This window comes from Streptomyces sp. CC53 (genome assembly GCF_001865245.1).
In the GTDB taxonomy this organism is placed as follows: domain Bacteria; phylum Actinomycetota; class Actinomycetes; order Streptomycetales; family Streptomycetaceae; genus Streptomyces.
Genome location: NZ_MKXB01000197.1, coordinates 14,069 through 40,635 on the forward strand (window position 1 = coordinate 14,069; position 26,567 = coordinate 40,635).

Consider the following 26,567-nt stretch of genomic DNA (forward strand, 5'->3'; position numbering starts at 1 on the left):
GTGGCTGTTCCGAAGCGGAAGATGTCGCGCAGCAACACGCGCCACCGCCGGTCGCAGTGGAAGGCTGCGGTCCCCACCCTGGTTTCGTGCGAGCGTTGCCAGGAGCCGAAGCAGCAGCACATCGCGTGCCCGAGCTGCGGCACGTACAACAAGCGCCAGGTCCTCGCGGTCTGAGCGGCTGGTGAGAGGCACCGTGTCTAGCCACACCACGGCGGATCACGCCAAGAAGCAGGCGGACAACACGGCCTCGTCCCACACGCTGTTGGAAGGGCGGCTCGGCTACCAGGTCGAGTCCGCCCTTCTGGTGCGTGCGCTGACCCACCGTTCCTACGCGTACGAGAACGGCGGTCTGCCCACCAACGAGCGGCTGGAGTTCCTCGGGGACTCCGTGCTCGGCCTGGTGGTCACGGACACGCTGTACCGCACCCACCCCGACCTGCCCGAGGGCCAGCTGGCCAAGCTGCGGGCCGCGGTGGTCAACTCGCGTGCGCTGGCGGAGGTGGGCCGCGGCCTCGACCTGGGCGCCTTCATCCGGCTCGGCCGGGGTGAAGAGGGCACCGGAGGCCGGGACAAGGCGTCCATCCTCGCCGACACCCTCGAAGCGGTGATCGGCGCTGTCTACCTCGACCGGGGCCTTGAGGCGGCCTCCGAACTGGTCCACCGCCTCTTCGACCCGCTGATCGAGAAGTCCTCGAACCTCGGTGCCGGACTGGACTGGAAGACCAGCCTCCAGGAGCTCACCGCGGCCGAGGGCCTCGGCGTTCCGGAGTACCTGGTCAGCGAGACCGGGCCGGACCACGAGAAGACCTTCACTGCTGCCGCCCGCGTCGGTGGTGTCTCGTACGGCACCGGCACCGGCCGCAGCAAGAAGGAAGCGGAGCAGCAGGCCGCGGAGTCCGCGTGGCGGGCCATCCGCGCCGCCGCGGACGAGCGCGAGGCGGCGGCGAAGGCCGAGGCCGAGGCCGGCGCCACGGCGACGGCCGTGCTCCGGGCAGGAGAGGCCGCCGACCCCTCTTCCGCCCCCGCCGAAGACGGGACGGCCGTGGGCTCCACGGCGGACCCGGCCTCGGCCTGACGCTCACGCTTCCCGCCCCGCCGCACCGCGCCCGCCGCCGGTGCCGGCGGGGCTTCGCCCGTTGAAGTCCCCGCTGACGAGGAGACCGTCCCGTGCCCGAGCTGCCCGAGGTGGAGGTGGTCCGGCGCGGGCTCGCGCGCTGGGTCAGCGGCCGCACGGTCGCCGACGTCGAGGTGCTGCACCCGCGTGCCGTGCGGCGGCACCTCGGGGGCGGCACGGACTTCGCGGCCCGCCTCAAGGGACACCGCTTCGGCACGGCGCAGCGGCGCGGCAAGTACCTGTGGCTGCCCCTGGACGACGCGGAAGCGGCCGTCCTCGGTCATCTCGGCATGAGCGGTCAGCTCCTCGTGCAGCCGGAGGGCGCGCCGGACGAGAAGCACCTGCGGATCAGGGTCCGCTTCGACGACGTGCTCGGCACGGAGCTGCGCTTCGTCGACCAGCGCACCTTCGGCGGGCTCTCCCTCCACGACACCACCCCGGACGGGCTGCCCGACGTCATCGGCCACATCGCCCGGGACCCCCTGGACGAGGTCTTCGACGACGCCGCGTTCCACGCCGCGCTCCGGCTGCGGCGCACCACCGTGAAGCGGGCCCTGCTCGACCAGAGCCTGATCAGCGGCGTCGGCAACATCTACGCCGACGAGGCGCTGTGGCGGTCCCGGCTCCACTACGACCGCCCCACGGCGACCTTCACCCGCCCCCGCTCGTACGAACTGCTGGGGCACGTCCGGGACGTGATGAACGCGGCCCTGGCGGTGGGCGGCACCAGCTTCGACAGCCTGTACGTGAACGTGAACGGCGAGTCCGGTTACTTCGACCGGTCCCTGGACGCGTACGGCCGCGAGGGGAAGCCCTGCCGACGGTGCGGCACCCCGATACGCCGCCGTGCGTGGATGAACCGCTCCAGCTACTTCTGCCCCCGCTGCCAGCGCCCCCCGCGCGCCGTCTGACACCCGGCAGGCCGGGCGGCCCCGCAAGCACGGCGGCGACCAGGCGTGTCGCCGGGGCGCCTCCTTCCCGCGACCGAACGCCGGTCGGCCGGCAGCCGGCCGCCCGCCACACCCGGGAATCGCCTCGCCCCCTACGCGGGTAGGCGGACACCCCGAACGCACCGGGCCCGCCCCCTCCGCACCTGCCGAAGGCCGCCGCCGTCAGCGGTGCTCCGCGTCGTACCGCTCCCGGGCCGCCAGCACCTCCGCCATGCTGCCCTCCAGGAGGCGGATCAGCCCCAGGAGCCGTTCCGCGACCCCGTGGCCCAGCGGCGTCAGCTCGTAGTCCACGCGCGGCGGGTTGGTCGGCTGCGCCTCCCGGTGCACCAGGCCGTCCCGCTCCAGCGCGTGCAGCGTCTGGGAGAGCATCTTCTCGCTGACGCCGTCCACCCGGCGCCGCAGCTCGTTGAAGCGCAGGCTGCCCTCGTACAGCGCGCCCAGGGTGAGCGCGCCCCACCGGCCGGTGACGTGCTCCAGGGTGCGGCGCGACGGGCACGCCTTGGCGAACACGTCGAACGGCAGGTCGCGTCCCGCGTCCGCGGAGACCCCCGCCGCTTCCACCACCGTTTCGTCCATGCCACCACCATACGCGGACGCAGCGCTAACCAATGGGTTGCGCTTTCGAAAAGTTAGTGCTTACCTTGCGGTGTCACTCCACCAGACCCACGACCCGGGAGCACCACCGTGACCACGCCTGTCGTCTCGATCGCCTACCACTCCGGCTACGGCCACACCGCCGTCCTGGCCGAGGCCGTCCGCGCGGGCGCCGCCTCGGCCGGCGCCACCGTCCACCTCCTGAGCGTCGACGCGCTCACGGACGCCGACTGGGAGCTGCTGGACGCCTCCGACGCGATCGTCTTCGGCTCGCCCACCTACATGGGCACGGCCTCCGGTGCCTTCCACGCCTTCGCGGAGGCCACCTCCAAGCGCTGGTTCACCGACGCCTGGCGGGACAAGCTGGCGGCGGGCTTCACGAACTCCGCCTCCAAGAGCGGCGACAAGCTGCACACCCTGCAGTTCTTCCAGATCCTGGCCGCCCAGCACGGCATGCACTGGGTGAACCTCGGCCTCAAGCCGGGCTGGAACGCGAGCACCGCGTCCGAGTACGACCTCAACCGCCTCGGCATCTTCGCCGGGGCGGGCGCCCAGTCGAACAACGACGAGGGCCCCGACGCGGTCCACAAGGCGGACCTGGCCACGGCCGAGCATCTCGGCCGCCGCGTCGCCGAAACCGCCCGCACGTTCGCCGCGGGGCGTGCCGCCGTCGCCTGACACCTGAACGCCCCTTGGCCGGGGGCCGCGCCGCCGTCGCCTGACGACCGGACGCACACGAGGGCTCCGTCGCCGGGAAGGTGACGGAGCCCTCGTGCGTGCGGGAGCCGACCTGGGTAGGCGCGTGGGCGCATGCTGTTCGGCGGCACCGCTCTCCGGTGCTGATCCTGGTGGCGCCGCCCGGCTGGAGCCGACCTCCAGTCAGCCTCCGACGAAGCGCCCCGGTCTGGTGGACCGTCCCGTGTCCGCGGGCCACTGTGATCACTTCCGGTGCTTTGTCCTCGCCTTGCGCTCTGCTTCCTTGCGCTTCTTGATCGTGTAGGCGGACCAATCACCGCGATGCAGGTCGCAGCGCGACGCCCCGACCATGGCGAGTCGGCGACACCTGGTCCTCTTCTCTGTCAGTGCTCCACACCTGGACTGCGTCGCCATGTTTCTCCCCCCAGTGCCTCCGTATTGTCGAACCCGTAAGCCTTCCAGCACGTCGACGGACTGGGAAGGCGCGCACGGGCGCATTGCCGCGTCGGTCGACGCGCGGGGGCGCATGCTCTCCCGGCCGCAGAAGGGGGCGAGTGCTCCGGGCTGCGCTGGGCGCCCGCGTTGACGGGCTGTCGGGTGGCGGAGGAGACGCCCGGCAACGTTTCCGGGTCACCGGTCGTGCGAAGCCGCGCGCCGGAGGCGGGGCCGATACGCCGTGCCGCTCACTCTCCGGGGTGGTCGATGCCGAACTCGTACGCCACTTCCCACCGGACATCCGGCACGACGATGTCGGCGGTCTCTACAGGGCGGCCGTCCGTGTCGTAGTAGGTCCGCTCGATCACCAGCAGCAGGTCGCCAGGGTGCATGCCCAACAGATTGGCTTGCTCCTGGGTGGCGCGACCCGGTCGGGGCAACTCGACGGCAGTCTCGATCACCACGCCGATGGATCGCATCCGCTCCACGACCCCCATGCCGGCCAGCGGTCCCATCTCCGGGAGCACGACCGGGGTGCCCTCCGTGATGGCCATGGGCTCCCAGGATTCGGAGAGCTGTACGGGCTGCCTGTCGGCCATGAACTCGTAGCGAGTCACTACGCAGAGATCCCCGGGCTCGATCGCCAGGCGCTCGGCGATCCGCTGAGGTGCCGGCGTGCGTGCGGTGCTGTGAGCCTCCCACGTACCGGACTTCCCGCGCTCCTTCATGTCCGCGCGGAAGGGGGAGCCGCCTCGGCGCTCGCGGTGGCGTGAGCGGACCATGCGCATGCGTTCACGCGGCCTCCGTACGTAAGTGCCAGAGCCTGCCCGGCCCTCAAGAAGCCCCTCGATGATCAACCGGTCCACAGCTCGCTGCGTGACGTTCCGTCCTACGCCGTACTCGGCGGCAAGGTGGGCGTGAGAGGGCAGTCGTTCGCCCACGGCCCATTCGCCCGCCAGGACGCGAGCACGTAGGGCATCGGCTACCTGCAGATACGGAGCCTCACGGGGCATGGGCGGCTCTCCGATTGCCCCGGCCGGGGCGGGCGGTGCGTTGTGGTCGACATTGACAAGCTACTGCATGAGGTGAAAGCTACTTAAGTAGGAGCACGAAGCGTGGTCACGCGTTCACGGGAGATACCTGTGTGCATCTTCAGGTCGCGGGTCGAGGCGCTTGCCGCCTACCTGGGAGCGCTGACCGGGCGCGAGCCGCGGATCCGAGGCCAGTCGTCACACGCCCGGGTGGAGGTCGACTTGCCGAACCCCCTGCCGGACGAGGCCCGCATAGAGCTGCTGGCGGCTCTGGCGGCAGCCGATCGCTACGGCCACGACGTGACCGCCGAGGGCGCGTCGGTATGGGCGGAGATCGTGGTCCGACAACGAAAGAACCCCGGCGAGGTGGCTAGACCTCCCGGGGCACGGCCAACCTGATGAGAGCAGGTCGACATGAAAGACTCTATCCGCCGGATCGCCGCATGGCTCCGGCTGGTGTTCGGATCCGGCTGCGGCCGACGGAGGGCGGATGCCCGGCCGAGCGCTGGGGCCCCGGCAGGGCGGCACCTGCGCTGGCAGGTGGTGCACTTCGGCCCCGGTTGGGGATGGACAGCGTGGCCCCGACCTCCGTACGGACTCCGCGAGATGCTCGACGGCGACGCGGTCGCCCTGGTCCGGCCGTATCCGGTCTCGTATGAGCGTCGGCAGCAGCAGCGGCGCCTCACGCTCGTGATGACGGCGCACGTCGGCATCGACCTCGACCGGCGGGTCCCGCAGGGAACGGGGGGTGCCTGGTGACCGCGCACCTGAAGCGGGTCGAGCCGCCGAGTACGGAGCCGTGCGGGGCGCGGCCCCCGGGGGAGCGGCCGGGCCTGGATGCTCACCGTCTGGCGTGCGTCCTGCCCGGCGGGCACCAGGGTGAGCACCGGGACGCGCTTCGGCGGACCTGGGAGGCCCCCCGCGCGCGGGCGGAGCGCAAGCCGGTCCGCATGTGCGTGCGCTGCCACCACATCACGGACACGCCCATGGTCGTGTCGGAGATCCACTCCGCGAGTGGCCCGGGGTTTACCGTCTACTGCTGCCCGACGTGCGCCCCGTACTACTTTGCGCACCCCGAGCGGCAGCCCGGCTGGCCCGGGAACCCGGACGGCAAGCTGTGAGCGCGCCGCCGACCGTCACCGCGTGCGACGGGGACACGGCGGCTGTCCGTCGCCTCTCCATCACGGAGGCGTGGGCAGAAATGCACCGGACCGGCACGTCCGGAGCCTGCGTGATCGGCAAGTGCGACCGCTGCACCCCTCCGCTAGACCTGTACGTTCAGGCGCGGGGGCGCCCCCTGGCAGGCCCGCCGGCCGTGTCGATCCGCTGCACGTGCGTCTGCCACGGGCGTCGCCCGGTACGCAGGGAGGTGATCACCGCCCAGTGAACGGGCCGGCTGCCCGCAGAGTGCCTTGGCAGGCAGGCGGCCCCTCACATCGTCGTCCGCCGTGCGCGGCCGAGTCGGCTCAGAAGCCGAAGAAGTGAGGGGCCGGGGTCGTGGCCTGCGGTCTTGTTGGCGATCAATGCTGCGACCTGCGACTTAGCCGTTGGTTGTTGTCATCGTCGGTCATCCTTGCGTACCCCCGGACGGCCCGAAGGCGGCCCGGAGGAAGCGCCACTACCGAAGAATGAACCAGGGGCTGGCGCCCGTGCCTTGAGGGTGGCCGTAGTCGGGATACAGCTTGCCGTTGCGGATCGTGTACCAGGGGCTGGCGCCCATGCCCTTGGGGTGGCCGTAGTCGGGGTAAAGCTTGTCGCCTCGAACTGTGAACCAGGGGCTGGCAGCCATGCCTTGAGGGTGGCCGTAGTCGGGATACAGCTTGCCGTTGCGGATGGTGAACCAGGGGCTGGCGCCCATGCCTTTGGGGTGGCCGTAGTCCGGATATGCCTTCATCGTGACGCCTTGCGCTCGGAAGTCGTGTGGACGCCTGAGGGGCAGGTCCCGGAGAACCTGCCCCTCAGGTCACTTGCCCTTCGGCTTGTGCTTGGTCGGGTCAACGAGCTTGTAACTCTGGCCAGCCTTGGGTGTCGGCGGAAGGGGCTTGCCCTTCACGGCCGTGACCTCGGTCTTGGAGCCGGGGACCTTGTACTGTCCCGACTTCGGCGCCGGCGTACCCGGCGTGAGCTTCTTGGCCATCTTGATCACCTACCCTTCGAGCTGGATACCGCTCGATGTTGACCCCGCACTTCTGGCTGAAGGGTTGAGCCATGTAGGGTCGTTGGGCGCCTAGGAACGCACACGACCCCAGTTCAAGCAGGTACCGACCCCGTGTCAGTCCTTCTGAGCTGGGGTCTTTCGTGCTGTCAAAAAGGATAGCGCCTCTTGTGGCTCAAATGGGGTACGTGCACCACAACTTGTGGGTCGGTCAGGCCGTCCGGTCACTAGATGTGGGGGTGGCTGCGAACCTTTCAGGCTACCGGCGGCCACTGACAAGGTCGGTGGAGCGGCTTTGGGCGGGAGCTGCCATGGGGCGAGAGATCATGGCCCCGTAAGCTTCCGGCGCGTCGGGCAGTCTGTGGACCTGCCCGGTAAAGCACGACGTTGGGGCCATGATCTTAGAGGCTCGCCCCATGGTGGCTGCCTAAAGCCGTGGAACCGACCGGCCCCAGCCACGACGTGTTCTGACCTCATGCCGCCGGCCAACCCTCACCAGGGCGCGCGTCGGCGCAGCGCGGGCGGAGCGGGCCGGAGGCAGGAGCGGCGCCCGCGGCGGAGCCGGGAGCGCGCCCGGCGGAGCGGAGCGCAGCCGGGGCTTGACCCCAGTGGACCTTGCCGACCTGCTCGGCATCCCGGTGGAGACGGTCTACCAGTGGCGCCGGAAGAACACCGGGCCACGCGGGTTCCGTGTCGGCCGACATCTCCGATTCCATCCCGAGGACGTGCGCGCGTGGGTCTCGTCCCTCATGGACAAGGGAGCCGCCTGATGGCCGGGCACATCCAGGACCGCTGGTACAAGACGGAGACTCGTCCGAACGGCAAGCCGGTCAAGGTCAAGACCGATCGCCACGGGGTCGGCATGCGCTACCGCGTCCGCTACGTCGGCCCGGACGGTACGGAGAAGCCCAAGAGCTTCCCCGACAAGCAGAAGCGCAAGGCGGAGACGTGGTTGGCGAACATCGAAGCCGACATGTCGCGCGGCGACTACATAGCTCCGGAGGCAGGCAAGGTCACCTTCGAGCAGTACGCCACGCAGTGGATGAAGACGCAGATCACGGACCCCGCTACACGTGAGGCCGTCGAAATGCGGCTCCGCCGACACGCCATCCCGCACATCGGCAAGCGCCCCATCGGGTCGTTTAACCCGACGCACCTCCGCCTCTGAATGCGGGGCCTGGAGGAAGCCGGTCTGTCGGCCGCGTACCGGCGGGGGATCTTCGCTCACGTCTCCACGGTCTTCACGGCCGCCGTGGAGGACAGGGTCATACGGGTCAACCCGTGTAGCGCCCGGTCGGTGAAGGCCCCGCGGCTGGACCCGCGCAAGGTGAAGCCGTGGGCCGCCGACCGCGTCAAGGCTGTGCGGACTGCGCTGCCTGAGCGGTACCAGGCACTCGTGGACATCGCCGCCGGATGCGGTCTGCGGCAAGGTGAAGCCTTCGGGCTCGCGGTCGAGGACATCGACTTCCTCGGTGGCGTCGTGCACGTGGTCCGGCAGGTGAAGCTTCTGCACAACAGGCCCGTGTTCGCACCGCCCAAGGGTGGCAAGGAGAGGGACGTTCCCCTGCCCGAGTCCATCGCGTTCGCGTTGGCCGGCCACCTGACGCGCTTCCCGGCCGCTGAGGTGACGCTGCCCTGGAAGTCGCTGGACGGTCCGCCGGTCACCGCCACCCTGATCTTCCGGAGCCCCGAGGGCCTGTCCCTCAACCGCAACCGGTTCAACGACCGCCAGTGGCGCCCGGCCCTGCGCGCCGCCGGTGTGGTCACGGGGCGGGACAACGGGATGCATGCGCTACGGCACTTCTACGCGTCCGTGCTCCTGGACGCGGGGGAGAGCATCAAGGCCCTGAGTGAGTACCTCGGCCACCATGACCCGGGCTTCACGCTGCGGACGTACACGCACCTGATGCCGTCGAGCGAGACCCGTACGCGGGCTGCCGTGGACGCGGTCTGGACCGAATCGGCTACCGAGGACGGCCCTGAGACGGCCCGTGAGGGCTCATAGGGCGCTGACCTGCGGAAATCTCAGAAGCCGAAGTTCTGCGTCCACCAGGGCCCGCCGTCAGCGAAGTGCACGCCGACGCCCAGGGTGTTGAAGTCGCAGTTCAGGATGTTCGCCCGGTGGCCCTCGCTGTTCATCCAGGCGTCCATGACGGCTGCCGCGTCGGCCTGGCCGCGGGCGATGTTCTCGCCGCCCAGGCCCTCTATGCCCGCCTGCGCCGCACGGTCCCACGGCGAGTCGCCGTCCGGGTCCGTGTGCGAGAAGAAGCCGCGCTCCGCCATCTCCTGGCTGTACGCCCGTGCCAGCGAGGCCAGTTCGCCGGAGGCGCGCACTGGGGAGCAGCCCGCCTTGGCTCGCTCCTTGTTGACGAGGTCCAGCACCGCCGCCTCCGCGGCCTCCGCGCGGCTCACCGCCGTCTTCACGGGGGCGGGCGCGGTCGTCTTCGGCGGGGGAGGGGCGGGTGCCGTCGTGCGGGGCGCGGTCGTGGCGACCTTCGTCGGCGTCGGGGACGCCTTCTTCGGCTCCGCCGTCTTCGTCTTCACCGGCGTGGGCGAGGGTGACGGAGACGCCTTCGCCGGCGTGGGTGACGGCGACGGGCTCGTGGAGGGGGCGGCGGCCGACACCGGCGCGGACGGCTTCGGGGCGGCGGCGGTCGAGCCGCCCTGCGCGTTCAGTTCGGGGCTGCCGTCGGGCTGCACCCGGTCCGACGAGCCGCTGCCGAGGGTGAACGTCTCCCCGCCGGGCAGCAGACCCGACGCGACGGCGACGGCGCCGACGGCCATCGCGGCGGAGGCGCCCAGCAGGCCCCCGCGTACCGGCAGTCCGGCCGCCCGCTTCCTGCGGCGGCGGTCGGCGGCCCGGTGGCCTCCGGCCGTGCCGGCCGCGTGGTCGCCGGCGGCGGGTGCGGCGTCTGAACGTCGGTGGCGTCCCATCTGCTCCGCCCTCCTGCTCCCAGTCGCTTCTCGGTGTCGTGCGCCCTTCGTCCACCGGTGCAGCCGTGACGCACCCGAACGAGTGACGCTCGTTGGGTGGGGACTGTACGCCATGACGTACGGAGCGGAAGTGAAGCAGGGGCCGTTGGCCGGTTAGCGTGCAGCCATGGACGACGACGTACGGATGACCGCCTGGGTGCGCGGACGGGTGCAGGGAGTGGGATTCCGCTGGTTCACCAGGGAGAACGCCCTGCGCATCGGCGGGCTCACCGGCTTCGCCCTCAACCTCGACGACGGTCGCGTGCAGATCGTGGCCGAGGGTCCGCGTGAGAATTGCCACCGTCTCCTCGACTGGCTGCGCACCGGCGACACGCCCGGGCGCGTCGACGGTGTCACTGAGATCTGGGACACACCGCGCGGCGGCTACGACGGTTTCGGCATGCGCTGACGGCCTCGTCGAAAGGCTCCGGGGCGGCCCTGCGCAGGGGTGCGGGAGGCCCCCGGGGGCGGTGGGTGCGCCACCGCGCGCCCTCGCGTGGGACGGAAAGTGGCAGGTGATTGCGGAGAAGGGGTTGTGGCGGCCGCTCCGGCACGCAAGGATGATCTCCACGCCCCACGGCCCACCGCGTGCGAGGCGCCGCCGCACTCAGCGCGGCGGCGGACCCCCCGGTCGCCCCGTGATACGAGGCGTGATCGTGTTGACCGTCAAACTTTTTGGTGAGACTCTGGAAACCCCGGCGCACCTTGCTGTGTGGCAGTAAGAACGCAGCGGCACCATCCCATTACTGCCAAGCACCGCGGGTGCGATTCCCTCACGACCCAACCGCAACGGTCGGTCACTCATTGTGGAGGACCATCCATCATGGCAAAGGCGCTTCTCGGTTATGTCGGCGGTACCGACCCGCGACTGCTCGCCGAGATGCGACGGCTGCAGCAGCGTGTCCAGGACCTGGAGTCCGAGCTCGTACGGATCCAGTCGGAGAACGACGCGCTGACCGCCGCCGCCGCTCACCACGAGCCGCTGCTCGACGGCATCGACATCGACGTACCCAAGAGCGAGCCTGCACTCACCTGACACCCGACAGGCAACCCGTCGAACCGGGACCTGCGGGACGGTGAGAACCGTTCTCGCGAAAGATATGCAAGGGACGCTTCGGCGTCCCTTCCTTCTTTTCTCCTCGGCGACCGCCCGGCCCCTCCCGCCGCCGGACTCACCCGTTGATCTGCCCCCGGTGTTCACGAGGCAAACAAAACCCGGCAGGTAGAGTCCCGCCGTGCACCTCAAGGCCCTGACCCTCCGCGGATTCAAGTCGTTCGCCTCCGCCACCACCCTGCGGTTCGAACCGGGCATCACCTGCGTCGTCGGCCCCAACGGCTCCGGGAAATCCAACGTCGTCGACGCGCTCTCCTGGGTCATGGGGGAACAGGGCGCCAAACCCCTGCGCGGCGGCAAGATGGAGGACGTCATCTTCGCCGGCACCACCGGCCGCCCGCCCCTGGGCCGAGCCGAGGTGTCCCTCACGATCGACAACTCCGACGGCGCCCTGCCCATCGACTACGCCGAAGTCACCATCACGCGGATCATGTTCCGCGGCGGCGCCAGCGAATACCAGATCAACGGCGACACCTGCCGTCTCCTCGATATCCAGGAACTCCTCAGCGACTCCGGAATCGGCCGGGAAATGCACGTCATCGTCGGGCAGGGGCAGCTCGACTCCGTCCTGCACGCCGACCCCACCGGCCGCCGCGCCTTCATCGAGGAGGCCGCGGGCGTCCTGAAGCACCGCAAGCGCAAGGAGAAGGCGCTGCGGAAACTCGACGCGATGCAGGCGAACCTCTCCCGCGTGCAAGACCTCACCGACGAGCTGCGCCGCCAGCTCAAACCCCTCGGCCGCCAGGCCGCCGTCGCCCGCCGCGCCGCCGTCATCCAGGCCGAGCTGCGCGACGCCCGCCTCCGGCTCCTCGCCGACGACCTCGTACGGCTCCGGGCGGCCCTGCAGGCGGAGCTCGACGACGAGGCTGCCCTGAAGGAGCGCAGGCGGGCCGCCGAAGCCGCGCTGCAGGAGGCCCTGGAGCGCGAGGCGGCCCTGGAGGACGAGGTGCGCCGCCTCACCCCGCGCCTCCAGCGCGCCCAGCACACCTGGCACGAGCTGTCCCGCCTCGCCGAGCGGGTCCGGGGCACGGTGTCCCTCGCCGACGCGCGCGTCAGGAGCGCCACCGCCCCACCGCCCGAGGAGCGCCGCGGCCGCGACCCCGAGGACCTGGAGCGCGAGGCCGCCCGCGTGCGGGAGCAGGAAGCCGAACTGCAGGCGGCCCTGGAGGCCGCCGAGCGCGCCCTGGAGGACACCGTCGCCCACCGCGCCGAGCTGGAGCGGTCCCTCGCGGCGGAGGAGCGGCGCCTCAAGGACGCCGCCCGCGCCCTCGCCGACCGGCGCGAGGGCCTCGCCCGGCTCACCGGCCAGGTCGGAGCCGCCCGTTCGCGGGCCGCCGCCGCGCAGGCCGAGATCGACCGGCTGGCGGCCGGCCGCGACGACGCACGGGACCGTGCCGCCGCCGCGCAGGAGGAGTACGAGCGGCTCAAGGCGGAGTCCGACGCCCTCGACGCGGACGACGCGGAGCTGACCGCCGCCCACGAGGCCGCCCAGCAGGAACTGGCCGAAGCGGAAGCCGCCTTCACCACGGCGCGCGAGACCGCCACCGAGGCGGAGCGCCGCCGCGCCGCCGTCCAGGCCCGCCACGACGCCCTCGCCCTCGGGCTGCGCCGCAAGGACGGCACCGGTGCCCTGCTGGACGCCCGCGACCGGCTCGCCGGCCTGCTCGGCCCCGCCGCCGAGGTGCTCTCCGTCGCCCCCGGGTACGAGGTGCCCGTCGCCGCCGCGCTCGGCGCCGCCGCCGACGCGCTCGCCGTGACCGGCCCCGCCGCTGCCGCCGAGGCGCTGCGGATCCTGCGGAAGCACGACGCGGGGAGGGCCGCGCTGCTGCTGGCCGGCGCACCCGAGCCCGTACCGGGGCCCGGCCGCACCGACGGCGTCACCCTCGCCGCCGACCTCGTGCGGGGCCCCGCCGAACTGCTGCCCGCCGTGCGCAGGCTGCTGCGGGACGTCGCGGTGGTCGACACGCTGGAGGACGCCGAACGGCTCGTGCACGCCAGGCCGGCGCTGATCGCCGTCACCGCCGAGGGGGACCTGCTCGGCGCCCACTTCGCACAGGGCGGCTCCGCCGGGGCGCCCAGTCTCCTGGAGGTCCAGGCGTCCGTCGACGAGGCCGCCGCCGAACTGGCCGACCTGGCCGTGCGGTGCGACGCCCTCGCCGTGCGGCAGGAGGAGGCGGCCGGGCGGCGGCGGGCCTGCCAGGCGCGCGTGCAGGAACTGGGGGAGCGGCGCCGCACCGCCGACCGGGAGCGGTCCGCCGCCGCCCAGCAGGTCGCCCGCCTCGCCGGTCAGGCCCGCGCCGCCGCGGGGGAGGCCGAACGGACCGGGGCCGCCGTCGCCCGGGCCCGGGAGGCCCTGGAGCGGGCGGTGGAGGAGGCCGAGGAGCTGGCGGAGCGGCTGCTCGTCGCCGAGGAGGAGCCCGCGGAGGAGGAACCCGACACGTCGGTGCGGGACCGGCTGAACGCGGACGGCGCCAACGCCCGCCAGACCGAGATGGAGGCCCGGCTCCAGGTCCGCACCCACGAGGAGCGGGTGAAGGGCCTGGCCGGCCGCGCCGATTCACTCGACCGGGCCGCCCGCGCCGAGCGGGAGGCCCGCGCCCGCGCCGAGCAGCGCCGCGCGCTGCTGCGCCACGAGGCGGAGACCGCCGGGGCCGTCGCCGCGGGCGCCCGCCGGCTGCTCGCGCACATCGAGGTGTCGCTCGTGCGCGCCGAGCAGGAGCGGTCCGCCGCGGAGGCGGCCAAGGCCGCCCGCGAGCAGGACCTGGCCGCCGCCCGCGCCGAGGGCCGCGACCTGAAGGCCGAGCTGGACACACTGACCGACTCCGTGCACCGCGGCGAGGTACTGGGCGCGGAGAAGCGGCTGCGCATCGAGCAGCTGGAGGGCCGCGCCCTGGAGGAGCTGGGCGTCGAGCCGGCCGCCCTCATCGCCGAGTACGGCCCCGACCAGCTCGTGCCGCCCGCGCCGCCCGCCGACGGCGAGGCGCTGCCCGACGACCCCGAGCACCCGCGCAACCGGCCCCGGCCCTTCGTGCGGGTCGAGCAGGAGAAGCGGCTCAGGTCGGCCGAACGGGCCTACCAGCAGCTCGGGAAGGTGAATCCGCTGGCCCTGGAGGAGTTCGCGGCGCTGGAGGAGCGCCACCGGTTCCTGAGCGAGCAGCTCGACGACCTGCGGAAGACCCGCGCGCACCTGCTCCAGGTGGTGAAGGAGGTCGACGAGCGCGTCGAGCAGGTGTTCACCGAGGCGTACCGGGACACGGCCCGCGAGTTCGAGGGGGTGTTCTCCCGCCTGTTCCCGGGCGGGGAGGGCCGCCTCGTGCTCACCGACCCGGACGACATGCTCACCACCGGCGTGGACGTGGAGGCGCGGCCACCCGGCAAGAAGGTCAAGCGGCTGTCGCTGCTGTCGGGCGGCGAGCGGTCGCTCACCGCCGTGGCGCTCCTCGTGTCGATCTTCAAGGCGCGGCCGAGCCCGTTCTACGTGATGGACGAGGTGGAGGCCGCGCTGGACGACACCAACCTCCAGCGGCTGATCCGGATCATGCAGGAGCTCCAGGAGAGCTCCCAGCTCATCGTGATCACGCACCAGAAGCGGACGATGGAGGTCGCGGACGCGCTGTACGGCGTGTCGATGCAGGGCGACGGCGTCTCGAAGGTCATCAGCCAGCGGCTGCGCTGATCACCCACCCAAGATCAATTCAACTCCTGAACTCAGAGGTCGGGGCGGCATGGGTACGGCGCCCCGCACCGTGGCGTAGATGGTGAGGCGAAAGCCATTGCCGCCCAGCTATTGACTTCACAACTTGAAGGAATAGTCTCTCCACCGTTGTATACACCTTCAAGTGGTGGGCGGCATGAGGTTGTGCGCCACTGGAAGGGCCCCGCCCCCACACCCGGCGACGAGGCCGGGTCCAGGAGTACTCGTGACCAGCACCGCGCGGCACCCGTCACCGGGCGCCCGGCAGGCCCACCCGGACCACCTCAGCCACGTCGTCTTCATCACGGCGGCGGCCGCCATGGGCGGCTTCCTCTTCGGCTACGACAGCGCCGTCATCAACGGCGCCGTCGAGGCGATCCGCGACCGCTACGACGTCGGCTCCGGCACGCTCGCCCAGGTCATCGCCATCGCGCTGATCGGCTGCGCCGTCGGCGCCGCGACCGCGGGCCGCCTCGCCGACCGCATCGGCCGCATCCGCGTCATGCAGATCGCCGCCGTCCTCTTCACCGCCAGCGCCGTCGGCTCCGCCCTGCCCTTCGCCCTGTGGGACCTCGCCCTGTGGCGGGTCGTCGGCGGTCTCGCCATCGGCATGGCCTCGGTGATCGGCCCGGCGTACATCGCGGAGGTCGCGCCCGCCGCCTACCGCGGCCGCCTCGGCTCCTTCCAGCAGGCCGCCATCGTCGTCGGCATCGCCGTCTCCCAGCTGGTCAACTGGGCCATCCTCAACGGCGCCGACGGGCGCCAGCGCGGCGAGATCCTGGGGCTGGAGGCATGGCAGTGGATGCTCGGCGTCGAGGTCCTGCCCGCCGTGCTGTACGGGCTGCTCTCCTTCGCCATCCCCGAGTCGCCGCGCTTCCTCCTCTCCGTCGGCCGCCGCGAGCGCGCCCGTGAGGTCCTCGCCGAGGTCGAGGGCCGGGGCGTCGACCTCGACGCGCGCGTCGCCGAGATCGAGCAGGCGATGCACCGCGAGCACAGGTCCACCTTCCGGGACCTGCTCGGCGGCCGCTTCGGCCTGCTGCCCATCGTATGGATCGGCATCGGCCTGTCCGTCTTCCAGCAGCTCGTCGGCATCAACGTCGCCTTCTACTACTCCGCGACCCTGTGGCAGTCCGTCGGCGTCGACCCCTCGAGCTCGTTCCTCTACTCCTTCACCACGTCGATCATCAACATCGTCGGTACGGTGATCGCGATGGTCCTCGTCGACCGCGTCGGCCGCCGCCCCCTCGCCCTCGTCGGCTCCGCCGGCATGGCTCTCGCCCTGGCCTGCGAGGCGTGGGCGTTCTCCGCGGAACTCGTGGACGGCAGACTGCCCGAGACGCAGGGCGTCGTCGCCCTCGTCGCCGCCCACGCCTTCGTCCTCTTCTTCGCCCTGTCGTGGGGCGTCGTGGTCTGGGTCCTGCTCGGCGAGATGTTCCCCAACCGGATCCGCGCCGCGGCCCTCGGTGTCGCCGCCTCCGCCCAGTGGCTCGCGAACTGGCTCATCACCGCCACGTTCCCCTCGCTCGCCGAGTGGGACCTGTCCGGAACGTACGTCATCTACACGGTCTTCGCCGTGCTCTCCATCCCCTTCGTGCTCAGGTTCGTGAAGGAGACCAAGGGCAAGGCGTTGGAGGAGATGGGCTAATCCCCGCTGCCCCTCTCCTCGTTCTTCCGGCTGCCCCGTCCCGCCTCTTCCGTGCGGGCCGGGGCAGCCGGCCTTCCCGGCCCCCGCGCCCGCCCCCGCCACCGTGCCGCGGGACGCGCCCGCAGCCGCGCGGGCCCTCCGGGCAAGGCCCCGGCGCCGTACACCGACGCAGCCACCCCCGCTGTGAGCACCCAGCCCAGCCCGTGCCGGCCCGGCCAGCTCCCCGCCAGCGGTCCCGCGAACCACTCCACCCGCGTGAAGAGCAGCCCCACCGCCAGCCCGGCCCCCCACCCGGCCACCGCCCACCACGCGAAGCCGCCCCGGTACCAGTAGCCACTCGACCGGGAGGTGTCGAGCAGCGCCCCCGCGTCGTACGTCCCGCGGCGCAGCATGTCCGCGCCGAACACGCCGATCCACGCCGAGAACGCCACCCCCAGCAGCGTCAGGAACGACACGAACGCCGCCAGGAAGCCCTGCGCCACCAGCATGAGCACCCCGCCCGCCACCGCGCTGATCACCGCGTTCAGCCCCACCGCCCACGCCCGCGGCAGCCGGAACCCCAGCGTCTGCGCGGTGAACCCCGCCGAGTACATCGACAGCGCGTTGATCAGCAGCGTCCCCACGAGCGCGATCAGCAGGTACGGCACCGACAGCCACACCGGCAGCAGCTCCCCGATGAACGAGACCGGGTCCCGCGTCGATGCCAGCCCGGGCAGCGACTCGGCCATCACCGCACCCATCAGCACCAGCGGGACCACCACCACGAACGCCCCCGCGACGGTCGCGCCCACCACCGCCGCCCCCGACGCCCGCCGCGGCAGGTAGCGGGTGAAGTCCGGTGCCGACGGAGCCCAGCTGATCGCCCCCGCCGTGAGCGTCCCCACTCCCACCACCATCAGCGCCACCGGCCCCGACGGACGGCCGAACACCCCGGCCCAGTCCGTCCGCGCGACCAGATGGCCCAGCACCAGCAGCGAGAACGCGCCGAACAGGTAGGCCGACCAGCGGCAGCACCACCGCAGCGCCCCGATCCCGAGCCCCGACACGAGGAACGTGCCGCCGACGAAGAGCAGCAGCGCCACGACGGACGGCAGCCCCCCGTTCCGCAGCCCGAACAGCAGATCCGCGACGGTGAGCAGGGCGTAGGCGCCGGTCACCGCGTTGACGGCCTCCCAGCCCCAGCGCGCCACCCAGATCACCGCGCCGGGCAGCAGGTTCCCGCGCTGGCCGAACGCCGCCCGCGACAGGGCCATGCCCGGCGCCCCGCCCCGCTTCCCGGCGATCGAGACGAGGCCCACGATGCCGTACGACACGACCGGCGCCGCCGCCGCGACGACCAGCACCTGCCAGAAGTTCAGCCCGTGCAGCACCACCAGGCTCGCGCCCATCGTGAGCAGCAGGACGGAGATGTTCGCCGCCACCCACGTGGGGAACAGTTCGCGGACCCGGCCCACGCGCGCGGAGTCGGGCACGGGCTCCAGCCCGCGACTCTCGTACATTCCCCGCAGAATTCCCTAAAAGGGGACATCCGGGCAAGGAGGTCAGGGGCGTCCGGAGGGTCTCGCGCATACTGGACGCACCATGGAATACGTCATCCTCGCTGTAGTCATCGCCCTGGTCGCGGTCGGAGCGGCCGGCTACCTCGTGGTGAGCGGCCGCCGCACCAAGCAGCTGCCGCCGCCCGAGGCGCCGACCGCCACCCCCACCATCACCGCCCCGCCCGCCGAACCGCGCGTCGGCGAGGAGGCGGAGACCCCGCGGGAGGAACCACGCCGCACGATCGAGGAGGTCGGCCTCCCGACCGCCGACGAGATCGTCACCGAGCCGACCGCCCTCGAAGACCCGGTCATGGCCGCGCCCCCGGCCCCCGAGGTCGAGGTCCCGGCCCCCACCGAGGGCCGCCTGATCCGGCTGCGCGCCCGGCTCGCCCGCTCCCAGAACGCCCTCGGCAAGGGCCTGCTGACCCTGCTCTCCCGGGAACACCTCGACGAGGACACCTGGGAGGAGATCGAGGACACCCTGCTCACCGCCGACGTCGGCGTGAAGCCCACCCAGGAGCTCGTGGAGCGGCTGCGCGAGCGCGTCAAGGTCCTCGGCACCCGCACCCCGCAGGAACTGCGCACCCTCCTGCGCGAGGAACTGCTCACCCTCGTCGGCACCGACTCCGACCGCACGGTCAAGACCGAGAGCGACCTCGACACGCCCGGCATCGTCATGGTCGTCGGCGTCAACGGCACCGGCAAGACCACCACCACCGGCAAGCTGGCCCGCGTCCTCGTCGCCGACGGCCGCTCCGTCGTCCTCGGCGCCGCCGACACCTTCCGCGCCGCCGCCGCCGACCAGCTCCAGACCTGGGGCGAGCGCGTGGGCGCACGCACCGTGCGGGGACCGGAAGGCGGCGACCCCGCGTCCGTCGCGTTCGACGCGGTGAAGGAGGGCATCGCCGAAAGCGCCGACGTCGTCCTCATCGACACCGCCGGCCGCCTGCACACCAAGACCGGGCTCATGGACGAGCTCGGCAAGGTCAAGCGCGTCGTCGAGAAGCACGGCCCGCTGGACGAGGTCCTGCTCGTCCTGGACGCCACGACCGGGCAGAACGGCCTCGTCCAGGCGCGCGTCTTCGCCGAGGTCGTCGACATCACCGGCATCGTCCTGACCAAGCTGGACGGCACCGCCAAGGGCGGCATCGTCGTCGCCGTCCAGCGCGAGCTGGGCGTGCCCGTCAAGCTGATCGGCCTTGGCGAGGGCCCCGACGACCTGGCGCCCTTCGAGCCGGAGGCGTTCGTCGACGCCCTGCTCGGCGACTGACCGCCGCCCCTCCGACGGCTCTGCCCCGGCCCTCCGACGGCCGCCTCCCCGCTGAAGGGGGGCGGCACCCGGAGCGCCGGGGCTTCTCCGTGCGGGCCTGTGCGGGCCCCGCCGGTCACGCCCGGTGGCAGATGTACGCCAGGGTGCCGAGCAGCAGCCGCGCCTGCGGCGCGTGCGGGGCGTCCAGGGAGGGGGCCCGCAGCCACCGGACCGGCCCCAGGCCGGCCAGGTCCGACGGCGGCGCCGTCACGTACGCGCCCGGCCCCAGGCACCGCAGGTCGAGGTCCGCGTCCTCCCAGCCCATCCGGTACAGCAGCCGCGGAAGCTCCGCCGCCGCCCCGGGCGCCACGAAGAACCGCACCCGGCCCGTGGGCGTCACGCAGACGGGCCCCACCGGCAGGCCCATCCGCTCCAGGCGCACCAACGCCCTGCGGCCCGCCTGCTCCGCCACCTCCAGCACGTCGAACGCCCGCCCCACCGGCAGCATCAGCGCCGCGCCCGGGAACCGCGACCACGTCTGCGCGACCACGTCCAGCGGCGCGCCCGCCGGGACCACCGGGGCGAAGCCCAGCGGATGCGCCCCCGGGGCCGCGCACGCGGAGTCGCCGCAGGAGCACTCACCGGCCGAGGCGCGGGTCCCCGGCACGACGTCCCAGCCCCACAGGCCGGTGTACTCCGCCGCCGCCGTGCACTCCGCCGAGCGGGCCGCCCGGCGGCGGGACGCCGTGAACGCCGTGAATCCGGTGAATCCCGTCCACCCGGAACGCATGTCGCGGATGCGCGTGCCGCCGATCGTGAAGCCCATGCCCCCTCCAACGGGTCGAACTCGCCGGTGGTTACGACTCGGAGTAGCGCCGTGACACTGCGTGGGGTCGTCCCTCGTTCGGGTGGTACGCAGAAGCTGCCGCGGTGGTGCGTGACCCCGCGCGCGCTGCGGTACGCCTCAGTGCGCCCGGCTCCCGATCGCCGTACGCCAAGTCAACCGCGCCCCGCTCTCCGCGCGTTCATTCGAAGGGGTGGCGAATGGTGGCGTTTACTGAAACGGGCTCGCGGTGCGGGTGATCGTAGGATTACTTTCGGTGCATGAACTCCGGGTAGCGTTCTGGCTCATGGGTATGCCGGAGGCAAGCGGGTTCCCGTGCGGGGCGGTGCGCAGAGGCGGCGCCCGGGCAGCGGCCCGCGGCACACGGTGATCCGACAAGGGTTCGGCAACACGGCGACACGGCAGATGGGGGCCTTTCAGTGGGCGGCAGCGGCGCAGACGGTCCTACGGCCACCGGGAAGCGCCCGAACGAGCAACTCGGCTCGTGGTTCGTGCGCAGCGGCTGGTCGAAGGGCGAGCTCGCACGTCAGGTGAACCGCAGGGCGCGTCAGATGGGCGCACACCACATCAGCACCGACACCTCGCGCGTACGGCGCTGGCTGGACGGCGAGCAGCCCCGCGAGCCCATCCCGCGCATCCTGTCCGAGCTGTTCTCCGAACGGTTCGGGGCGGTCGTCGGCATCGAGGACCTCGGTCTGCGCCCCGCCCACCAGTCGCCCTCCGTCTCCGGAGTCGACCTGCCCTGGGCTGGACCGCAGACCGTGTCGCTGCTCAGCGAGTTCTCCCGCAGCGACCTCATGCTCGCCCGCCGCGGCTTCCTGGGCAGCTCCCTCGCCCTCGCCGCCGGGCCCGCGCTCATCGAGCCCATGCAGCGCTGGCTCGTGCCCGCCCCCGCCGCGGACCGCGCCGAGCCCGCCGCCGCGGGCCGCCGCCCCAAGCTCTCCAGGGCCGAAGTGGAGATGCTGGAGTCCACCACCGTCATGTTCCGCACCTGGGACGCCCAGTGCGGCGGAGGGCTGCGCCGCAAGGCCGTGGTCGGGCAGCTCCACGAGGTCACCGACCTCCTCCAGGAGCCCCATCCGGCCCCGACCGCCCGGCGCCTCTTCCGCTGCGCCGCCGAACTGGCCGAGCTGGCCGGCTGGATGAGCTACGACGTGGGCCTCCAGCCCACTGCCCAGAAGTACTTCGTGCTCGCCCTGCACGCCGCGAAGGAGGCCGGCGACAAGCCCCTCGGCTCGTACATCCTGTCCTCCATGAGCCGCCAGATGATCCACCTCGGGCGGCCCGACGACGCCCTCGAACTCATCCACCTCGCCCAGTACGGCAGCCGCGACTGCGCCACGGCGCGGACCCAGTCCATGCTGTATGCGATGGAGGCCCGGGCCTACGCCAACATGGGCCAGCCCAGCAAGTGCAAGCGTGCCGTCCGCATGGCCGAGGACACCTTCGCCGACGCGGCCCTCGACGACGACCCCGAGCCCGACTGGATCCGGTTCTTCTCCGAGGCCGAACTCCACGGCGAGAACTCCCACTCGTACCGTGACCTCGCCTACGTCGCCGGGCGCAGCCCCACGTACGCCTCCCTCGCCGAACCCGTCATGCAGCGGGCCGTCGACCTGTTCTCGACGGACGACGAGCACCAGCGCTCCTACGCCCTCAACCTCGTCGGCATGGCCACCGTGCACCTCCTCAAGCGGGAGCCCGAGCAGGCCGCCGGCCACGCGGAGCAGGCCCTCAGGGTCGCCAAGCGGGTCCGCTCCGAGCGCGTCAACACCCGGCTCCGCAAGACCGTCGCCAACGCCGCGCGGGAGTTCGGGGACCTCCAGGAAGTCGTCCACCTCACGGAGAAGCTCGCCACCGAACTCCCGGAGTCCGCGGAAGCGGTCTGAACCCGCCCGCAGCCTCCCCGGTCGCCCCCGCGGCCACCTCCCCGCCCGCGCCCGCAGACTCCGGCCGCGGCGGTCCGCCCCGTACAGCCCGACTCGGTTCCCCCACCGCCAGGTCAACGGGTGCGACCGCCGCGGCCGGTACCCGTCCCCGCGGCCGCGAGCGACAGGGGCAGAGGATAGCCCCGTTACCCAACCGTGATGCGGCAGTTCATGGTGACGTAACACACCCGAAGGGTTCGTCACCCGGCCGAAACAACGGGCGGCATCGACGGAAACCGCGCTGCGCGAATCTCCTGCGTCATAACCGGCCACCTCCCAGCCGCGCAGCCTCCCGGCGCGCACCCCCGCACAGGCCGACCGACGACGAGGAGACCGCCGCGATGTCCCCAGGCATCCTGACGCTCGCCGCAGACGAAGCCCCCGCGCTCTCTGCCGCCAACACCGGATTCATGCTGATCTGCTCCGCCCTCGTGATGCTCATGACCCCGGGCCTCGCCTTCTTCTACGGAGGCATGGTCCGCGTCAAGAGCACCCTCAACATGCTGATGATGAGCTTCGTCAGCCTGGGTATCGTCACCGTTCTCTGGGTGCTCTACGGCTTCAGCATCGCCTTCGGCGCCGACACCGGATCGGTCGTCGGCTGGTCCTCCGACTACGTCGGACTCAGCGGCATCGGCCGCGACGAACTGTGGGGCGCCACGACCATCCCGGTCTTCGTCTTCGCCGTGTTCCAGCTGATGTTCGCGATCATCACCCCCGCCCTCATCAGCGGCGCCCTCGCCGACCGCGTCAAGTTCGGCGCCTGGGTCCTCTTCATCACGCTGTGGGCCACCGTCGTCTACTTCCCCGTCGCCCACTGGGTGTGGGCGGAGGGCGGCTGGCTCTTCGACATGGGCGTCATCGACTTCGCCGGCGGCACCGCCGTCCACATCAACGCCGGCGCCGCCGCCCTCGGCGTCATCCTCGTCATCGGCAAGCGCGTCGGCTTCAAGAAGGACCCGATGCGCCCGCACAGCCTCCCGCTCGTCATGCTGGGCGCCGCCCTCCTCTGGTTCGGCTGGTTCGGCTTCAACGCCGGCTCGTGGCTCGGCAACGACGACGGCGTCGGCGCCGTGATGTTCGTGAACACCCAGGTCGCCACCGCCGCCGCCGTCCTCGCCTGGCTCGCCTACGAGAAGGTCCGCCACGGCGCCTGCACCACCCTCGGTGCCGCCTCCGGCGCGGTCGCCGGACTCGTCGCCATCACCCCGGCCGGCGGCTCCTGCTCCCCGCTCGGCGCCCTCGCCATCGGCGCCATCGCCGGCCTCGTCTGCGCGATGGCCGTCGGCCTGAAGTACAAGCTCGGCTACGACGACTCCCTCGACGTCGTCGGCGTCCACCTCGTCGGCGGCATCATCGGCTCGGTCCTCGTCGGCTTCTTCGCCACCGGCACCGTCCAGTCCGACGCCAAGGGCCTCTTCTACGGGGGCGGCGTCGACCAGCTCGTCAAGCAGGTCATCGGCGTCGCCGCGGTCCTCGCCTACTCCCTGGTCGTCTCCGCCGTCCTCGCCCTCGTCATCCACAAGACGATCGGCATGCGCGTCAGCGAGGACGACGAGGTCGCCGGCATCGACCAGGTCGAGCACGCCGAGACCGCGTACGACTTCAGCGGGGCCGGTGGCGGCGCCGCCCCCCGCAAGACCGTCCTCGCCACGGCCGACACCGCCGCGGCGGCACAGCAGAACAAGAAGGTGGACGCATGAAGCTCATCACCGCCATCGTCAAGCCGCACCGGCTCGACGAGATCAAGGAAGCCCTCCAGGCATTCGGAGTGCAGGGCCTGACCGTCACCGAAGCCAGCGGCTACGGACGCCAGCGCGGCCACACCGAGGTCTACCGTGGCGCCGAGTACACCGTCGACCTCGTCCCCAAGATCCGCATCGAGGTCCTCGTCGAGGACGACGACGCCGAGCAGCTCGTCGACGTCATCGTCAAGGCCGCCAGGACCGGCAAGATCGGCGACGGCAAGGTCTGGAGCGTCCCCGTCGAGACCGCCGTACGCGTCCGCACCGGCGAGCGCGGACCCGACGCACTGTAAGGAGCTGCCGGGTGTCGAGCCTCCACCACACCTCAGGAACCTCAGGCATGTCAGAGACCTCGGGAACCTCAGGAACCGAACACTCGCAACCCGGCGGCTACGCGGCGGCCCGGCTGAGCCTCCTCCAGCAGGAGGCCCGGCCCGGGCCGTCGCGCCGTGCCGAGCTGGCCCGCCTCACCGACGACTGGCTGGCCGCCCTCTTCACCGCCGCCGCCCCGCCCCGCGGCACCGCCCTCGTCGCCGTCGGCGGCTACGGCCGCGGCACACTCTCCCCCCGCAGCGACCTCGACCTGCTGCTCCTCCACGACGGCACCGCCGAACCCGCCGCCGTCGCCGCCCTCGCCGACCGCGTCTGGTACCCCGTCTGGGACCTCGGCCTCGCCCTCGACCACTCCGTACGCACCCCCGCCGAGGCCACGAAGACCGCGGCCGACGACCTGAAGGTCCAGCTCGGCCTCCTCGACGCGCGCCCCCTCGCCGGCGACCGCGGCCTCGTCGCCGCACTGCGCACCGCCGTCCTCGCCGACTGGCGCAACCAGGCCCCCTCCCGCCTCCCCGCCCTGCACGCGCTCTGCCAGGAGCGCGCCGAACGCGCCGGGGAACTCCCCCACCTGCTGGAACCGGACCTCAAGGAGTCCCGTGGCGGCCTGCGCGACGCCACCGCCCTGCGCGCCGTCGCGGCCTCCTGGCTCGCCGACGCCCCCCGCGACGGCCTCGCCGACGCCACCCGGACCCTCCTCGACACCCGGGACGCCCTCCACCTCACCACCGGCCGCGCCACCGACCGCCTCGCCCTCCAGGAACAGGACCAGGTCGCCGCCGCCCTCGGCGTCCTCGACGCCGACACTCTGCTGCGCCGGGTCTACGAGGCGGGCCGCACCCTCGCCTACGCCTCCGACGTCACCTGGCGCGACGTCCAGCGCGTCCTGCGCGCCCGCTCCGCCCGCCCCCGCCTGCGCGCCCTCCTCGGAGGCACGAAACCCCAGCCCGAACGCACCCCCCTCGCCGAAGGCGTGGTGGAGATGGACGGCGAAGCCGTCCTCGCCCGCACCGCCCGCCCGGAACGCGACCCCGTCCTCCCGCTGCGCGCCGCCGCCGCCGCGGCCCAGGCGGGACTGCCGCTGTCCCGGCACGCCGTACGGCACCTCGCGACCGCCGCGAAACCCCTGCCCGCGCCCTGGCCGGCGGAAGCCCGCGAGCAGCTCATCACCCTGCTCGGCGCGGGCGAGCCGACCCTCGCGGTCTGGGAGGCCCTGGAGGCGGAGGGCCTCGTCACCCGCCTTCTGCCCGACTGGGAGCGCGTCCGCTGCCGGCCCCAGCGCAACCCCGTCCACACCTGGACCGTCGACCGCCACCTCGTCGAGACGGCGGTCCGCGCCTCCGCCCTCACCCGCCGCGTCGGCCGCCCGGACCTCCTCCTCGTCGCCGCCCTCCTGCACGACATCGGCAAGGGCTGGCCCGGCGACCACTCGGTCGCCGGCGAGACCATCGCCCGGGACACCGCCGTCCGCATCGGCTTCGACGCCGCGGACGCCGACGTCCTCGCCGTCCTCGTCCGCCACCACCTGCTCCTCGTCGACACCGCCACGCGCCGGGACCTGGACGACCCGGCCACCGTCGAGTCGGTCGCGAAGGCGGTCGGGTCCGTGTCCACCCTGGAGCTGCTGCACGCCCTGACCGAGGCGGACGCCCTGGCTACCGGACCGGCCGCCTGGTCCTCGTGGCGGGCCTCGCTCGTCGCCGACCTCGTCAAACGGGTGGCCGGCGCGCTGGCCGGGGACGCCCCCCGGGTGGCCCGGCCCACGGCACCCGGCGCAGCGGAGGAACGGCTCGCCGTCGAAGCCCTGCGGACCGGCGAACCCGTCCTGGACCTGCACGCCGAAGCCGCCCCGCAGGACGGCGCACCCGAACCGGTCGGCGTGGAGCTGCTCATCGCCCTGCCCGACCAGCCGGGCGTCCTCCCCGCCGTCGCCGGCGTCCTCGCCCTGCACCGGCTCACCGTGCGCTCGGCCGACCTCCGCGCCATCGACCTGGACCCGGCCTTCGGCAGTTCCGCCGTCCTGGTCCTCAACTGGCGGGTCGCCGCGGAGTACGGCTCCCTCCCGCAGGCCGCGCGGCTGCGCGCCGACCTCGTACGGGCGCTGGACGGGTCCCTGGACGTGGCGGCCCGGCTGGCGGAGCGGGACGCCGCGTACCCGAGGCGGCGAGGCGTCAAGGCCCCGCCGCCCCGGGTGACGGTCGCCCCCACGGGCTCCGCCGCCCGAGCGACGGTCATCGAGGTGCGGGCTCAGGACGCCCCCGGGCTGCTGCACCGGATCGGCCGGGCACTGGAGGGGGCCGACGTCCGGGTGCGGAGCGCCCACGTGAGCACGCTGGGCGCCAATGCGGTGGACACCGTGTACGTGACCAGCGGAGACGGCAGGCCCCTCGCGGGCGAGGAGGCGGCGGAGGTCGCCAGGGGCCTGGAACGGGCGCTGTCGACGGCGTGACCGGACAGGGAGCCGGCCGTTCTGGCTCGGGTGGCTCGGGTGGCTCGGGTGGCTCGGGTGGCTCGGGTGGCTCGGGTGGC

The 26,567-nt window shown here is 72.5% G+C and carries 23 protein-coding genes and 1 pseudogene; 17 read left to right on the forward strand and 7 right to left on the reverse strand.

Translation table 11 applies throughout. The features are described from left to right. From rpmF to mutM, 3 genes are all read left to right on the forward strand, one after another. Positions 1 to 174, forward strand: a complete 174-nt coding sequence (rpmF, locus tag BJP40_RS26575; RefSeq protein ID WP_003957604.1) for a 50S ribosomal protein L32 — start codon at positions 1 to 3, stop codon at positions 172 to 174. Between the two features lie 19 nt (positions 175 to 193). Then, positions 194 to 1,075, forward strand: a complete 882-nt coding sequence (rnc, locus tag BJP40_RS26580) for a ribonuclease III (protein ID WP_071282970.1) — start codon at positions 194 to 196, stop codon at positions 1,073 to 1,075. Positions 1,076 to 1,167: 92 nt separating this feature from the next. Next, positions 1,168 to 2,025 carry a bifunctional DNA-formamidopyrimidine glycosylase/DNA-(apurinic or apyrimidinic site) lyase gene (mutM, locus tag BJP40_RS26585; RefSeq protein WP_071282971.1) on the forward strand — a complete coding sequence of 286 codons (858 nt, stop codon included), beginning with the start codon at positions 1,168 to 1,170 and terminating at the stop codon, positions 2,023 to 2,025. A 201-nt stretch (positions 2,026 to 2,226) separates the two neighbouring features. Here the strand turns inward: mutM and BJP40_RS26590 are convergent, their stop codons facing one another. Next, on the reverse strand, positions 2,227 to 2,640 hold the full coding sequence (locus BJP40_RS26590; protein ID WP_071282972.1) for a helix-turn-helix domain-containing protein: 414 nt from the start codon (positions 2,638 to 2,640) through the stop codon (positions 2,227 to 2,229). A 108-nt stretch (positions 2,641 to 2,748) separates the two neighbouring features. Here BJP40_RS26590 and BJP40_RS26595 point away from each other — a divergent pair, with 108 nt between their 5' ends. After that, positions 2,749 to 3,336 (forward strand): flavodoxin family protein, encoded by a 588-nt coding sequence (locus BJP40_RS26595; RefSeq protein WP_071267856.1) that lies wholly within the window; start codon positions 2,749 to 2,751, stop codon positions 3,334 to 3,336. A gap of 701 nt (positions 3,337 to 4,037) precedes the next feature. Here the strand turns inward: BJP40_RS26595 and BJP40_RS26600 are convergent. Further along, entirely contained in the window at positions 4,038 to 4,802 is a 765-nt protein-coding gene (locus tag BJP40_RS26600) for a GntR family transcriptional regulator (protein WP_071282973.1), read from the reverse strand. 129 nt (positions 4,803 to 4,931) lie between these two features. Here BJP40_RS26600 and BJP40_RS26605 point away from each other — a divergent pair, with 129 nt between their 5' ends. After that, the gene (locus BJP40_RS26605) at positions 4,932 to 5,219 is read left to right on the forward strand and encodes a hypothetical protein (protein ID WP_071282974.1); all 288 of its coding nucleotides are present in this window, start codon (positions 4,932 to 4,934) and stop codon (positions 5,217 to 5,219) included. Between the two features lie 207 nt (positions 5,220 to 5,426). Beyond that, the gene (locus BJP40_RS35950; RefSeq protein ID WP_256220828.1) at positions 5,427 to 5,579 is read left to right on the forward strand and encodes a hypothetical protein; all 153 of its coding nucleotides are present in this window, start codon (positions 5,427 to 5,429) and stop codon (positions 5,577 to 5,579) included. A gap of 859 nt (positions 5,580 to 6,438) precedes the next feature. Here BJP40_RS35950 and BJP40_RS26625 read toward each other — a convergent pair. Together BJP40_RS26625 and BJP40_RS34670 are read right to left on the reverse strand one after the other, a co-directional pair. Continuing rightward, a complete protein-coding gene (locus BJP40_RS26625; protein ID WP_143066034.1) occupies positions 6,439 to 6,714 on the reverse strand; it encodes a hypothetical protein in 276 nt (91 codons plus the stop codon). A 69-nt stretch (positions 6,715 to 6,783) separates the two neighbouring features. After that, a complete protein-coding gene (locus BJP40_RS34670; RefSeq protein ID WP_177204492.1) occupies positions 6,784 to 6,957 on the reverse strand; it encodes a hypothetical protein in 174 nt (57 codons plus the stop codon). A gap of 617 nt (positions 6,958 to 7,574) precedes the next feature. Between BJP40_RS34670 and BJP40_RS26635 the strand changes: the two genes are divergently transcribed. Together BJP40_RS26635 and BJP40_RS26640 are read left to right on the forward strand one after the other, a co-directional pair. Beyond that, the gene (locus tag BJP40_RS26635; RefSeq protein ID WP_071282980.1) at positions 7,575 to 7,745 is read left to right on the forward strand and encodes a helix-turn-helix domain-containing protein; all 171 of its coding nucleotides are present in this window, start codon (positions 7,575 to 7,577) and stop codon (positions 7,743 to 7,745) included. Next, positions 7,745 to 8,980, forward strand: a pseudogene (locus BJP40_RS26640) (tyrosine-type recombinase/integrase). Before BJP40_RS26635 ends, BJP40_RS26640 begins: the two are co-directional and overlap by 1 nt. Positions 8,981 to 9,000: 20 nt before the next feature. On the opposite strand, the gene BJP40_RS26645 reads toward BJP40_RS26640, so the two are convergent. After that, on the reverse strand, positions 9,001 to 9,909 hold the full coding sequence (locus BJP40_RS26645) for a CAP domain-containing protein (RefSeq protein ID WP_071282981.1): 909 nt from the start codon (positions 9,907 to 9,909) through the stop codon (positions 9,001 to 9,003). Between the two features lie 166 nt (positions 9,910 to 10,075). Between BJP40_RS26645 and BJP40_RS26650 the strand changes: the two genes are divergently transcribed. The 4 genes from BJP40_RS26650 (at position 10,076) to BJP40_RS26665 (ending at position 16,401) form a co-directional block, all read left to right on the forward strand. Then, a complete protein-coding gene (locus tag BJP40_RS26650) occupies positions 10,076 to 10,357 on the forward strand; it encodes an acylphosphatase (protein ID WP_071267868.1) in 282 nt (93 codons plus the stop codon). Positions 10,358 to 10,771: 414 nt separating this feature from the next. Continuing rightward, the gene (locus tag BJP40_RS26655; RefSeq protein ID WP_071267870.1) at positions 10,772 to 10,984 is read left to right on the forward strand and encodes a hypothetical protein; all 213 of its coding nucleotides are present in this window, start codon (positions 10,772 to 10,774) and stop codon (positions 10,982 to 10,984) included. A gap of 199 nt (positions 10,985 to 11,183) precedes the next feature. Next, complete coding sequence (smc, locus tag BJP40_RS26660; protein ID WP_071282982.1) at positions 11,184 to 14,738, forward strand: chromosome segregation protein SMC; 3,555 nt, start codon at positions 11,184 to 11,186, stop codon at positions 14,736 to 14,738. Between the two features lie 244 nt (positions 14,739 to 14,982). Further along, positions 14,983 to 16,401 carry a sugar porter family MFS transporter gene (locus BJP40_RS26665; RefSeq protein WP_071282983.1) on the forward strand — a complete coding sequence of 473 codons (1,419 nt, stop codon included), beginning with the start codon at positions 14,983 to 14,985 and terminating at the stop codon, positions 16,399 to 16,401. Here BJP40_RS26665 and BJP40_RS26670 read toward each other — a convergent pair. Then, positions 16,398 to 17,900 carry a cytosine permease gene (locus tag BJP40_RS26670; RefSeq protein ID WP_079171496.1) on the reverse strand — a complete coding sequence of 501 codons (1,503 nt, stop codon included), beginning with the start codon at positions 17,898 to 17,900 and terminating at the stop codon, positions 16,398 to 16,400. The genes BJP40_RS26665 and BJP40_RS26670 overlap by 4 nt on opposite strands. Positions 17,901 to 17,982: 82 nt before the next feature. Between BJP40_RS26670 and ftsY the strand changes: the two genes are divergently transcribed. Further along, the gene (gene ftsY / locus BJP40_RS26675; protein WP_071282984.1) at positions 17,983 to 19,209 is read left to right on the forward strand and encodes a signal recognition particle-docking protein FtsY; all 1,227 of its coding nucleotides are present in this window, start codon (positions 17,983 to 17,985) and stop codon (positions 19,207 to 19,209) included. 115 nt (positions 19,210 to 19,324) lie between these two features. On the opposite strand, the gene BJP40_RS26680 is transcribed toward ftsY, so the two are convergent. Next, the gene (locus BJP40_RS26680; protein WP_071282985.1) at positions 19,325 to 20,014 is read right to left on the reverse strand and encodes a bifunctional DNA primase/polymerase; all 690 of its coding nucleotides are present in this window, start codon (positions 20,012 to 20,014) and stop codon (positions 19,325 to 19,327) included. A 437-nt stretch (positions 20,015 to 20,451) separates the two neighbouring features. Here BJP40_RS26680 and BJP40_RS26685 point away from each other — a divergent pair, with 437 nt between their 5' ends. From BJP40_RS26685 to BJP40_RS26700, 4 genes are all read left to right on the forward strand, one after another. Further along, complete coding sequence (locus tag BJP40_RS26685) at positions 20,452 to 21,921, forward strand: hypothetical protein (protein WP_071282986.1); 1,470 nt, start codon at positions 20,452 to 20,454, stop codon at positions 21,919 to 21,921. Positions 21,922 to 22,301: 380 nt separating this feature from the next. Next, positions 22,302 to 23,663 (forward strand): ammonium transporter, encoded by a 1,362-nt coding sequence (locus BJP40_RS26690; RefSeq protein ID WP_071272354.1) that lies wholly within the window; start codon positions 22,302 to 22,304, stop codon positions 23,661 to 23,663. Then, complete coding sequence (locus tag BJP40_RS26695) at positions 23,660 to 23,998, forward strand: P-II family nitrogen regulator (protein WP_071272357.1); 339 nt, start codon at positions 23,660 to 23,662, stop codon at positions 23,996 to 23,998. Before BJP40_RS26690 ends, BJP40_RS26695 begins: the two co-directional genes overlap by 4 nt. 47 nt (positions 23,999 to 24,045) lie before the next feature. Beyond that, a complete protein-coding gene (locus BJP40_RS26700) occupies positions 24,046 to 26,487 on the forward strand; it encodes a [protein-PII] uridylyltransferase (RefSeq protein ID WP_071282987.1) in 2,442 nt (813 codons plus the stop codon). Positions 26,488 to 26,567 lie beyond the last annotated feature (80 nt).

Bases quoted from the DNA above. Each gene is read 5' to 3' on its own strand.
- BJP40_RS34670 (WP_177204492.1), bottom strand. From the start codon at position 6,957: ATGGCCAAGAAGCTCACGCCGGGTACGCCGGCGCCGAAGTCGGGACAG.
- BJP40_RS26645 (WP_071282981.1), bottom strand. From the start codon at position 9,909: ATGGGACGCCACCGACGTTCAGACGCCGCACCCGCCGCCGGCGACCAC.
- BJP40_RS26680 (WP_071282985.1), bottom strand. From the start codon at position 20,014: ATGGGCTTCACGATCGGCGGCACGCGCATCCGCGACATGCGTTCCGGG.
- ftsY (WP_071282984.1), top strand. From the start codon at position 17,983: ATGGAATACGTCATCCTCGCTGTAGTCATCGCCCTGGTCGCGGTCGGA.
- BJP40_RS26655 (WP_071267870.1), top strand. From the start codon at position 10,772: ATGGCAAAGGCGCTTCTCGGTTATGTCGGCGGTACCGACCCGCGACTG.
- BJP40_RS26650 (WP_071267868.1), top strand. From the start codon at position 10,076: ATGGACGACGACGTACGGATGACCGCCTGGGTGCGCGGACGGGTGCAG.
- BJP40_RS26700 (WP_071282987.1), top strand. From the start codon at position 24,046: ATGTCAGAGACCTCGGGAACCTCAGGAACCGAACACTCGCAACCCGGC.
- BJP40_RS26625 (WP_143066034.1), bottom strand. From the start codon at position 6,714: ATGAAGGCATATCCGGACTACGGCCACCCCAAAGGCATGGGCGCCAGC.
- BJP40_RS26600 (WP_071282973.1), bottom strand. From the start codon at position 4,802: ATGCCCCGTGAGGCTCCGTATCTGCAGGTAGCCGATGCCCTACGTGCT.
- BJP40_RS26695 (WP_071272357.1), top strand. From the start codon at position 23,660: ATGAAGCTCATCACCGCCATCGTCAAGCCGCACCGGCTCGACGAGATC.
- BJP40_RS26590 (WP_071282972.1), bottom strand. From the start codon at position 2,640: ATGGACGAAACGGTGGTGGAAGCGGCGGGGGTCTCCGCGGACGCGGGA.
- BJP40_RS26670 (WP_079171496.1), bottom strand. From the start codon at position 17,900: ATGTACGAGAGTCGCGGGCTGGAGCCCGTGCCCGACTCCGCGCGCGTG.
- BJP40_RS26690 (WP_071272354.1), top strand. From the start codon at position 22,302: ATGTCCCCAGGCATCCTGACGCTCGCCGCAGACGAAGCCCCCGCGCTC.
- BJP40_RS35950 (WP_256220828.1), top strand. From the start codon at position 5,427: ATGCTCGACGGCGACGCGGTCGCCCTGGTCCGGCCGTATCCGGTCTCG.